Raw genomic sequence first — 11,407 nt, 5'->3', positions numbered from 1 at the left:
TTATTACAGAAAGACCCCCGGTGGTCAATGACCAAGCCGGGGGTTCTAACGGAAACTGCTACAATCAGCGCACGGCGTTCATCCACTGCTCCTTGGTGGCCTTCTCGGCCTCCAGTTCCTGCTTCTTGGCCGGATCCTGCTCGGCGGCGATTCGCTGATCCAGGTCCTGAAGCTGGGCGGCCAGCTGCTGCTCGAAGCTGGAGACGCGGGCATCGGCCTCGGGGTCGGACTGGTTCCAGGCCGCATCTTCCACGGCCTTGATTTGCCGGTCCACGGCATCCATCCTGCCCTCGATTCGGCGCACGTCGTCACGGGGGACGAAACCAATGGCGTCCCATTCCTCCTGAATCTTGGCCAGCTCTTGCCGGGCTTGCTTGGCGGCCTTGGAATCCTTGACGGGCAGCAAGGCCTCGGCCTTGGCCACCAGGGCCTCCTTCTTGGTCAGGTTCTCGCGCTCGTTGACCGAGGTCTTGTCCCGGTCGGCCTGACGGGCGTTGAAGAAGACATCCGCGGCCTGACGGAACCGAGCCCAGAGGGCGTCGTCATCCTGACGTCCTGCACGCCCGGCCTGCTTCCAGCGGTCCATGAGCTCGTTGAACTGATGGGAGGTGGGTCCCCAGTCAGTGGAGTCCTTGATCTGGTCGGCCTCGGCGATGATTTCTTCCTTGATCCGCTTGGTCTCGGACCGCTGGGCGTCACGCTGCTGGGCCCACTTGCGGCGGGCCTGGTTGAAGGTGGTGCGGGCGGAGGAGAAACGCTTCCAGAGCGCGTCCGCGTCGGCCTTGTCAATGCGGATGGTAGTGCGCTGGTGGTGCTGCCACTGCTCGAAGAGGGAACGGAACTTGTCTGCTGTGGATCGCCAGTTGGTGGAGTCGCCCAGGGAGGCTGCCAGATCTTCGGCCTTCTCCACGATGGCGGTCCGCTCCTTGATGGCCTTGGCCATGGCATCCTTGCGTGCTTGCGCCAGTCCAGCCTTGCGGGTCTGCCCCTTTTCGGCCAGCTGCTCCAGTTGCGTGCGCAGGGCGGCAAGGTCGCCGACTGCTTCAGGCTGACTGGTCTCCTCCTTGAGTGAGGTTATGGATTCGTCGATCTCATGGGCCTTGATCTTGGGACTGCGCAGTCTGGAGGCGAATAAATTCAGCTTCTCCTTGAGGTCCAAGTATCGGCGGGCGTAAAGGTCCAGGGCCTCCTTGGGATCTGCATTGGGGAACTGGCCCACCTGGCGCTCCTGGTCACCCTCGCGGACGAAGACGTTGCCCTGCTCGTCCACCCGGCCGAAGGCTTCTGCCTTGTCGATCTCCTCCTGGCTGTAGGTGGGAGCGGCCGGGGCGGCCTTGACGTGAGGGGCCTTGTGGGCCAGAGCTGCGGGGGAGGGAACCGCCTTGGGCTTGGGCGCAGCAGGTGTAGCTGCTGGCGCGGGTGCTTCCGCAGTTGCAGGCTGTGGCTCAGACGGTACCGGTGCGCTCTGGGTTGGTGCATCCTCAGTAGATGCGGTCTGTCCGGGGGCAGCCTGTTCCTGCCCGGCTTCGGGCGTTGTCGCAGCGGCGACCTGGCCCTCCGCGTCCGCGGTGTGCTCCTCCTGCGGTGTCGAGGTGTTCTCGGGTGTGATGGCGGTGTTGTCGGCCATGGCCAGCTCCTTAGGCTTGTGTGTTGGAGAGATCGCAAAATATGGCAATACCATTTTCCTTGACCTCCTATAGTATAGGTTCTTATGGCAAAAGGCACATCTCTATCCGGTTTCCCAGAATGGCTTCCTTCGCAAAGAGTGGTGGAGCAGCGCATCCTCGACACGCTTCGCAAGGTCTTCGAATTGAACGGCTACATCGGTATTGAGACCAGAGCCGTAGAAGAGGGCTCCAGCCTGCTCAAGAAGGGGGAGACCAGCAAGGAGATCTACCTGCTCTCCCGACTGCAGGATCTGGGCCAGGAAAAGGATGTGCCAGTGGAGCGCCGGCTGGGCCTGCATTTTGACCTGACCGTGCCGCTGAGCCGCTATGTGGTGGAGCACAGCAACGACTTGACCTTCCCCTTCAAACGCTGGCAGATTCAGAAGGTCTGGCGAGGAGAGCGCCCCCAGGAGGGACGGTTCAGGGAGTTCGTTCAGGCTGACATTGACGTAATTGGCAACGGAGAGCTGCCCGACCACTACGAGGTCGAGGTGCCCCTGGTCATGCTGAGTGCTCTGGAGGAGCTGAGGGCCTTCGGCCTGCCCAAGCCCACTGTGCACGCCAACAACCGCAAGCTATCCGAGGGATTCTACCGGGGTCTGGGTCTGGAGGATGTCGAGGGCGTTTTGCGCGAGATCGACAAGCTGGACAAGATCGGCCCTGACGAGGTGGCCAGCCTGTTGGTCAGTGAGTGCGGCGCCAATCAGGACCAGGCCAAGGCCTGCCTGGATCTGGCCGAGCTGACCGCCGACGATGGCAAGCAGCTGCGCCAGCGGTTCGATGCCTTGGTTGACAAGGTTGGCATCGACAAGGAGTCTTCTTCGTACGCCTTAGCCATTGAGGGGCTGGAGACGCTGGCCATGATCATCGACGAGGCTGCCCGCATTCGGCCGGGCTCGGTCATCGCCGACCTGAAGATCGCCCGCGGGCTGGACTACTATACCGGCTCTGTCTACGAGACCTTCCTGGAGGGGGCGCAGTCCCTGGGATCCATCTGTTCCGGCGGCCGCTATGACAATCTTGCTAGCCAGGGCAACCGGACCTATCCAGGCGTAGGGTTGTCCATTGGGCTTTCTCGCCTGCTCTCCTACCTGCTGGCCCACGGGGTTCAGGCCTCCAGGGTTTCTCCGGCTGCGGTCATGGTCGCCGTCTGGGACGAAGAGGATCGGACCATCAGCAACCACATCGCCCAGGATCTGCGGGCCAGGGGTATTGCCGCTGATGTGGCGCCTACTGCAGCCAAGATTGGCAAACAGATCCGCTATGCCGACCACCTGGGCATCCCCTATGTCTGGTTCCCTGCCAAGGAGGGCCAGCAGGAGGGCGACCAGGTCAAGAACATCATCACCGGCGATCAGACTCCGGCTGACCTGGTGTCGTGGACGCCGGATAGCCTGTATGCCCGGCAGAGTGTGGAATACCAGGCCTGACGCAGGGGCAGGCCGAGCATTATGGAGGTACAGGAAAGCATGGGCCAGTCGGCTTACAGAACGAGCTACGCCACGGATGTCACTGAAGATATGGTCGGTCGCCAGGTGACGGTGGCCGGATGGGTGGATCGCCGCCGTGATCACGGAGGCGTGGCCTTCATCGACCTGCGTGACCGCTCCGGTCTGGTGCAGATCGTCATCTATGACGAGGAGGAGGCCCGGCCCCTGCGTAGCGAGTACGTCATCCAGGTCACCGGCAAGGTTCGCGAACGTCCTGAGGGCAATGACAACGAACACCTGTCCACCGGACACATCGAGATCGTTGCAGACAAGATTGAGGTTCTGGCTAAGTCGGCAGCCCTGCCCTTCCAGGTGTCCACAGCCCTGGAGAACGAGGCCGAGAACAAGCTGCCCGGCGAGGATGTGCGACTGCGCTACCGTTATCTGGACCTGCGTCGCCCCTCCATGCAGCACAACATCCGTCTGAGGGCCGCCATGAACCGTGCCGCCCGTGCTGCCCTGGACAAGATGGATTTCTGCGAGATCGAGACGCCGACCCTGATCAAGTCCACCCCCGAGGGCGCCCGTGACTTCCTGGTGCCGGCCCGCCTGGTGCCCGGATCCTGGTACGCCCTGCCGCAGTCTCCCCAGCTGCTCAAGCAGTTGCTGATGGTGGGCGGCTTTGAGCGTTACTACCAAATCGCCCGTTGCTACCGCGACGAGGACTTCCGCGCCGACAGGCAGCCTGAGTTCACCCAGCTGGATATCGAGATGAGCTTCGCCTCCCAGGAGGACGTCATGGCCATGGCCGAGCAGGTCATTGCCGAGGTCTGGAAGGCTGCAGGATTCGAGGTCACCCTGCCCATCCCCAGGATCAGCTGGCAGGAGGCCATGGACAAGTATGGTTCCGATAAGCCTGACCTGCGCTTCGGCAACCCTATCGTCGAACTGACCGACTACTTCAAGAACACCCCCTTCCGGGTCTTCCAGGCTCCCTACGTAGGCGCCGTGGTCTACCAGGGTGCGGCTAACCTGCCCCGCAGGCAGTTCGACGCTTGGCAGGAATGGGCCCGCCAGCGTGGTGCAAAGGGTCTGGCCTATGTCCAGTTCACCGGCGCCGGCACTCTCAAGGGCCCGGTGGCCAAGAACCTGTCTGATGCCGAGCGCCAAGGCCTCAAGAAGGCCGTAGGCGCCACGGACGGGGATGCCGTCTTCTTTGCAGCCGGTCCCCGTGAGGCTTCGCAAACCCTGCTTGGCGCGGCCCGTGTGGAGATCGCCCGTCGCCAGGGGCTGCTCAAACCCGACGAATTCGCCCTGACCTGGGTGGTGGACTTCCCGCTCTTCAAGCCCACCGACGACCCGGACGACGACGATGTGGCCGTGGGACATTCTAAGTGGACCTCCATGCACCATCCTTTCACCATGCCTTCGGCCGACTGGATCGACCGCTTCGACAAGGATCCCGAACACGCCATGAGCGACTCCTATGACATCGTCTGCAACGGCGAGGAGATGGGCGGCGGCTCGGTGCGTATTCACCGCGACGACATTCAGGATCGGGTCTTCAAAGTGCTGGGCATCGGCCCCGAGGAGGCCCAGGAGAAGTTCGGCTTCCTGCTGGAGGCCTTCAAGTACGGCGCTCCGCCCCACGCAGGCATCGCCTTCGGTTGGGACAGGACTGCCCAGATCCTGACCGGAGCGGACTCCATCCGCGATGTCATCGCCTTCCCCAAGTCCGGTGGCGGCCAGGATCCCATGACCGGGGCTCCAGCGCCCATCTCCGACCAGCAACGCGCCGAGACCGGCGTGGATTGGGAACCGGATCAGGAGGATACCGACTGAGCGCACTTCGTCACTGGTCGACGAGAGTCTAAAAGGGCTGGAATTCTGCGGGATTTCGGCCCTTATTGTTTAGGCCAGTTTATGCGCAGCAGGTCAATCGGTCGCGTTCGGCCAGTGGGTCTGCTTTTCAGGAGAACCGTTTCTATGACCGCTCTGCAACAAAGGATGAGTAAACTGCCCAATATGAGCGAAACAACCAAACAGCCGTCGGAGCGGATTCTGCCGGAGAAACCGGCCTCGGATCGCCCCGTCCAGGATAACTCCGGGCCGCTGGTCGAGCTGGCGCACGTCGAGAAGCATTTTGGCAACCTGCACGTCCTCAAGGACATCAACCTGCAGGTTGATACCGGCGAAGTGCTGGTGGTGGTCGGCCCCTCAGGCTCCGGCAAGTCCACCATGTGCCGGACTATCAATCGTCTGGAGTCCATCGACTCCGGTGTCATCAGGATCGAGGGAGAGCCTTTGCCTCAGGAGGGACGTGACCTGGCTCGGCTCAGGGCCGAGGTGGGCATGGTCTTCCAGTCTTTCAATCTGTTCGCCAACAAGACCATCCTGGAGAACATGACCCTGGCGCCCATCAAGGTGCGCCATATGCCCAAGAAGGATGCTGAGGACCTGGCCATGGACCTCTTGGCCCGGGTGGGCGTGGAATCCCAGGCCTCCAAGATGCCCTCCCAGCTCTCAGGAGGCCAGCAGCAGCGTGTGGCCATAGCCCGCGCCCTGGCCATGCAGCCCAAGATCATGCTCTTCGACGAGCCCACATCGGCTCTTGACCCGGAGATGGTCAACGAGGTGCTGGATGTGATGATTCAGCTGGCCCAGGAGGGCATGACCATGATCTGCGTGACCCACGAGATGGGCTTTGCCCGCCAGGCCGCCGACCATATCGTTTTCATGGCCGATGGACGGATTCTGGAGAAGGACGACCCCGACGACTTCTTCGATCACCCCAAGACCCAGAGGGCCGCCGACTTCCTGTCCAAAATTCTGACCCACTGAAGCAGGAGGGAAGCGTATCCGCATGAATGCAAGCATGCATGGCATGGGCCAGCCGTTGAAACGGCTTGCCAGGAATTTGACCGCGATCCTGTGCGCTTTGGGTTGCCTGATCTCCTTGGCGGCCTGCGGCTCCGACAAGGAGGCAGGCAAGATTCGGGTGGGCATCAAGTTCGACCAGCCTGGTCTGGGCTTCAAGAAGGCCGGAACCTATGTGGGCTTTGACGTGGACGTGGCCACCTACATCGCCGACAAGCTAGGTTATAGCCCCGACGACATCGTCTGGAAGGAGGCCCCCTCAAAGCAGCGTGAGGCCATGCTCCAGAACGGCGACGTGGACATGATCCTGGCCTCCTATTCCATAACGGATGAGCGCAAGCGGGCCGTCTCTTTCGCTGGACCCTACATCGTGGCCGGACAGGACCTGCTGGTGCGCAAGGAGGACCACCATATCCGTGGCCCCGAAGACCTCAACGGCAAACGACTGTGCTCAGTGACCGGATCCACCTCGGCCGTCACCGTCAAGAAACGGTTCGCCAAAGAGGTCCAGCTGATGGAGCAGCCGGGCTACGCCGAATGCGCCACCGCCCTCTTCTCCGGCATCGTCGATGCAGTCACCACTGACGACATCATCCTGGCTGGTCTGGCTTCTGCCTCCCGTGGAAGGCTGCGGCTGGTGGGCAAGCCCTTCACCCAGGAGTACTACGGTGTGGGCATCAAAAAAGGCAATACCAAGCTGGCCCACAAGATCAACGCGGCTCTGGCCGACATGGAGGCCAACGGCTCCTGGCAGCGGGCGCTCGAGAACAACACCCGGGGCACCCATTACAAACCCGATCCGCGCTACAACCCACCTAAGCCCAAGGAGGGGGAGTGAGATGTCAACCATCATCGAACTGTTCACCGACTACGACATCCCGGCAGCCTTTTGGGTCAACATCCAGCTGACCCTCTGGTCGGCCCTCTTCTCGCTGATCCTGGGCATCATCCTGGTGATCATGCGCATCTCGCCCATCTCCTCCCTGCGGGCCGTCGGCCGAGGGTATGTGGAGTTCTTCCAGAACATGCCTTTGACCATCATCATGGTCTTCATGGTCCTGGGTGCCTTCGCACAGCTCAAGATCAGCTTCTCGCCGGAATTCTCCGTCAACTTCTTCTGGCTGGCGGTGACGGGCCTGTCCCTGTATACGGCAGCATTTGTCTGCGAGTCCTTGCGCTCGGGCATCAACACGGTTCCTCTGGGCCAGGCCGAGGCGGCCCGTGCCCTGGGGCTGAGCTTCTTCCAGTCGGCCTCGCAGATCATACTGCCCCAGGCCTTCCGTGGTTCGGTGGCGCCCTTGGGTAACACCTTCATCGCCCTGCTGAAGAACTCCACCGTGGCTGCAGCAGCCTCCGTGGCATCCGAGAGCTCCTCCCTGATGAGCGAGATGATAGAGTTCCATGCCAATGCCATTGTGGCCATCTTCCTGATTTTCGCCCTAGGATATGTGATTCTGGTTTTGCCCATCGGAGCTTTGACCACGTACCTGTCCAACAAGCTGGCAGTGAGGAGGTGAGCGGCCATGGCACCAGATAATGAGAGCTCGCTGCTCTTCGATCAGCCCGGTCCCAAGGGTCGGCGCACCATACGAATCGCCAATTGGATAGCCGCTATCATCTTCGCCATAGTGGTCATTCTGGTGCTGATGAGGCTGCACAATCCTCCTGATGGGGAGAACCAGCTCAGCTGGGAGCTTTGGCGTCCGGCCCTGGACTACGAAGCTTGGTCGGACTTCTATCTGCCTGGGCTCTGGCTGACCATCAAGGCTTCGGTGGTTGCTGTGATTGGCTCGGTCATCTTCGGGTTTGTCTTCGGCCTTGGCCGTCTGCTGCCCAACTGGCTGGTAAGGGCAGTCTCAGGAATCATCGTGGAGTTCTGCCGGGCCGTTCCGGTGCTGATGATGATGATCTTCTTCTGGCGCTGGTTCGCCTTTGCAGGAGTCAGCCAGGCCTCCTATTGGGCTGTCGTACTAGGCCTGATCCTCTACAACGGCTCAGTGGTGGCCGAGCTGATCCGTTCGGGCGTGGGCAACCTGCCCAACGGCCAGCGAGAAGCCTCCCTGGCCCTGGGGCTGACCAGGACCCAGTCGCTGATGCAGATCGAGGTTCCCCAGGCCGTCTACGCCATGCTGCCGGCGGCTGTGACCCAGCTGGTCGTGGTTCTCAAGGATACGGCTCTGGGATCCATCATCATGTACACGGATCTGCTGCAGGAGTCCCGTCGTCTGGGCTCCATGTACTTCAACATCCTGCAGACCCTGGTGGTGGCCTCGGTGGTCTACTTCTTCGTCTGCTTCCTGCTGTCCCACTTTGCCCGCTGGCTACCGAAAAAGATGCAGGAGCGCACTGCCGCCCCCGCCGACTTCGTGGAGCCGGCCGCGCCCGTGGCCATCATGGATCCCTCCAACGTCAACCAGATAGCCGTAGCCAAGGAGGTGGACGAGGACCGGTACGGCGGTGCGCCGTTGCAGTACCACGCCCACCACCGTGGATCCAATGCCTCCATCCAGCACTGGAGGAAGACCCGCTACATCCAGGGCTATGACCGGACTCAGCCCGACACGCTGGTCGATCCGCACAAGGCGAGCCTTGAGATTCCGGACTTCCTTAAACCCGGCCGTGGCAGCCGCTCCGGTGGTGAGCAGAAAGCCGAGGGGAGGACCAGGAAGGAGAAGAAAGGCGGCAGCGACAAAGACAGCAAGAACAGGAGCTGACGAAGAGCTCCTTGCTGTTCCCTGTCTGGCGGCTTTCCCATTTCTGGACTTAGTTGACGAAGCCTGTGTCCGGCCGGACTTGTGTGCCTGGCCGGATAGACTGGTGGACATGGTCCAAGAACATGCTGATTCCTCAACCGCCTCAACCGACCAGCCTCCATCTCTGGGCGACCTGGTCCCTGAGGCGGGAGGCCCCCGCAATCTGACCGAGGATCAGATCTACGACCGTTTCTTCTCCTGGGTGGCTTCCCGGGGCATCACCCCCTGGCCGCATCAGGAGGAGGCCGTCCTCTCCCTGGTTTCTGGCGACCATGTGATTTTGTCGACCCCGACCGGCTCGGGCAAGTCCATGGTGGCCCTGGCCATGCATTTCATCGCCCTGTGCACTGGGCGGCGCTCCTATTACACGGCTCCCATCAAGGCCCTGGTCTCCGAGAAGTTCTTCGACCTGGTTTCGGTTCTGGGCCGCGACCGTGTTGGCATGATCACCGGCGACACCCATATCAACACGGATGCCCCGGTCATCTGCTGCACTGCCGAGATCCTGGCCAACCAGGCGCTCAGGGAGGGTCGCCATGCCGATATCGGCTGTGTGGCCATGGATGAGTTCCACTATTACGGGGATCCGGACCGAGGCTGGGCCTGGCAGGTGCCCCTGCTGACCCTGCCCGATGTGCAGTTCCTGCTCATGTCGGCCACCCTGGGCGACGTGGATCAGATCGCCGTGGACCTGGAGCGCAAAACCGGGGTGGGGGTGGACATCGTCGCCGATGCCCCCCGACCGGTGCCTCTGGACTACCGCTACGTGGACACCCCCTTGCCTAACACTGTGGAGTCCTTGCTGGCCGATGGGGATTCGCCGGTCTACATCGTCCACTTCTCACAGGATGCCGCCCTGGAGACGGCCCAGGCCCTGTCCAGCACGGGGGTCTCCGACCGGGGCCAGCGCGACCGGATCAAGGAGACCATGGCCGGCACCCGCTTCACCACGGCCTTCGGCAGGATTCTGCAGCGGCTGCTGCGCACCGGGGTCGGGGTCCACCATGCGGGCATGCTGCCCAGGTACCGGCGTCTGGTGGAGCAGCTGGCCCAGGATGGACTTCTGCCGGTCATCTGTGGCACGGACACTCTGGGGGTTGGCATCAACGTGCCCATCCACACGGTCCTGCTGACCGGACTGACCAAGTTCGACGGCTACAGGATGCGCCGTCTGCGGGCCCGTGAATTCCACCAAATCGCAGGCAGGGCCGGGCGCATGGGCTTCGATACCAGTGGACTGGTCGTGGCCGAGGCCCCCGAATACGAGATTGAGAACGCCCGGGCCGTGGCCAAGGCTGGCAACGACCCCAAGAAGCTCAAGCGGATCAAACGCAAGAAGCCCCAGGAGGGGTTTGTTACCTGGGGCAAGGGGACCTTCGACAAGCTGATCGAGGCCCGTCCCGAGACCCTGACGCCGCACCTGAAGATCTCCCATGCCATGGTGCTCAACGAGGTCGACCAGGGTGGGGATGCCAGGAGACGGGTGGAGGACCTGATCGAGGACTCCCGTCAGACACCGCAGCAGAAGGAGCATCTGCAGGACCGGGCCGACGAGATCTTCCAGACCCTGACCGACACCGGGGTCATCGAGACCGAACGAAACCCCGACGGCGGCCTGGACTACTTCACGACCGTGGACCTGCCCGAGGACTTCGCCCTGGATCAGCCTCTTTCGCCCTTCCTGCTGGCCGCCCTGGAGCTGCTGGATCCCGAGGACCCTGACTACGACATGAATCTGCTCTCCATGGTCGAGGCCACCCTGGAGGATCCCCGGCAGATTCTCAAGGCCCAGCAGCGGCAGGCCCGTGACGCGGCCATCCAGCAGATGAAGGAGGATGGCCTGGAGTACGAGGAACGGATGGAGCGTCTGCAGGAGGTGACCTGGCCCAAGCCCCTGGAGGAGCTGCTGGGGGAGGCCTTCGACCGCTACCGTCGGGATGTTCCCTGGGCCAACGACTATGAGATCCACCCCAAGTCCGTTCTGCGGGACATGATCGAGACGGCCTCGGACTTCAACGGTTACATCGCCCGCTACGGAATATCCCGGTCGGAGGGGACACTGCTGCGCTATCTGTCCGACGCCTATCGGGCGCTCAGCAGGACGGTTCCCGAAGAGTTCATGGATGAGCGGCTGGAGGACATCCTGGCCTGGCTGGGACTTATTGTGCGCTCGGTGGATTCCAGCCTGGTGGATGAGTGGGAGGCCGCGGGCAGGGCTGAAAATGGCGAAGTCGCAAGCGGCCTGGATGCCGCTCCGCCCAAGGTGGAGAACCAGGTGGTGGCGGACCGGCGGGGACTGACCCTGCTGGTGCGCAACGCCATGTTCCAGCGGGTGGAGCTGGTTGCCGCCGACCGGCCGGAGGTCCTGGCCGACCTGGATGCGGACTGGGGCTATGGCCTGCGGGCCTGGAGCGACGCGCTGGACGACCTTTACGAGGACCATGAGCAGATTCTGACCGATGCCCAGGCCAGGTCCTCGGACTTCTTCAGCCTGGATGACCGTGACGAGTACCAGGGGCACACCTGGCGGGTCCAACAGATCTTCGACGACGTCGAGGGGGAGCGCGACTGGGGCATCGCAGGCATCGTGGATCTGGATGCCACCCAGGAGAGCGGCCAGGTGGTCTTCAAGGAGTACCGGGTGGGTCCCATCGAGGAACTGATGGACCTATAAACCCGG

General features: G+C 62.4%; 8 protein-coding genes. 7 read left to right on the top strand and 1 reads right to left on the bottom strand.

The genetic code is table 11. The annotated features are described in order from the left end of the window. Positions 1 to 64: 64 nt before the first annotated feature. On the bottom strand, positions 65 to 1,627 hold the full coding sequence (locus H3T90_RS01840; RefSeq protein ID WP_198229396.1) for a DUF349 domain-containing protein: 1,563 nt from the start codon (positions 1,625 to 1,627) through the stop codon (positions 65 to 67). Positions 1,628 to 1,711: 84 nt separating this feature from the next. Here H3T90_RS01840 and hisS point away from each other — a divergent pair, with 84 nt between their 5' ends. The 7 genes from hisS to H3T90_RS01805 all read left to right on the top strand — a co-directional run bounded on the left by hisS (position 1,712) and on the right by H3T90_RS01805 (position 11,401). Continuing rightward, positions 1,712 to 3,097: a histidine--tRNA ligase gene (gene hisS, locus H3T90_RS01835; protein WP_198229395.1), complete on the top strand. Its 1,386-nt coding sequence runs from the start codon at positions 1,712 to 1,714 to the stop codon at positions 3,095 to 3,097. A gap of 39 nt (positions 3,098 to 3,136) precedes the next feature. Continuing rightward, entirely contained in the window at positions 3,137 to 4,939 is a 1,803-nt protein-coding gene (aspS, locus tag H3T90_RS01830) for an aspartate--tRNA ligase (RefSeq protein WP_198229394.1), read from the top strand. A gap of 144 nt (positions 4,940 to 5,083) precedes the next feature. Further along, complete coding sequence (locus tag H3T90_RS01825; RefSeq protein WP_269751089.1) at positions 5,084 to 5,938, top strand: amino acid ABC transporter ATP-binding protein; 855 nt, start codon at positions 5,084 to 5,086, stop codon at positions 5,936 to 5,938. 43 nt (positions 5,939 to 5,981) lie between these two features. Then, entirely contained in the window at positions 5,982 to 6,812 is an 831-nt protein-coding gene (locus H3T90_RS01820; protein ID WP_046323731.1) for a glutamate ABC transporter substrate-binding protein, read from the top strand. A 1-nt stretch (position 6,813) separates the two neighbouring features. After that, positions 6,814 to 7,491, top strand: coding sequence for an amino acid ABC transporter permease (locus H3T90_RS01815; protein ID WP_110412705.1), 678 nt, complete (start codon positions 6,814 to 6,816; stop codon positions 7,489 to 7,491). A gap of 6 nt (positions 7,492 to 7,497) precedes the next feature. Continuing rightward, on the top strand, positions 7,498 to 8,688 hold the full coding sequence (locus tag H3T90_RS01810) for an amino acid ABC transporter permease (protein WP_198229393.1): 1,191 nt from the start codon (positions 7,498 to 7,500) through the stop codon (positions 8,686 to 8,688). Between the two features lie 109 nt (positions 8,689 to 8,797). Continuing rightward, on the top strand, positions 8,798 to 11,401 hold the full coding sequence (locus H3T90_RS01805; RefSeq protein ID WP_232350484.1) for a DEAD/DEAH box helicase: 2,604 nt from the start codon (positions 8,798 to 8,800) through the stop codon (positions 11,399 to 11,401). The last annotated feature ends 6 nt before the right edge of the window (positions 11,402 to 11,407 follow it).

This window comes from Bifidobacterium polysaccharolyticum (assembly GCF_016101585.1).
Classification (GTDB): domain Bacteria; phylum Actinomycetota; class Actinomycetes; order Actinomycetales; family Bifidobacteriaceae; genus Bombiscardovia; species Bombiscardovia polysaccharolytica.
Note: the sequence above shows the minus strand (reverse complement) of the source record. Positions and strands in the feature narration are given on the sequence as shown.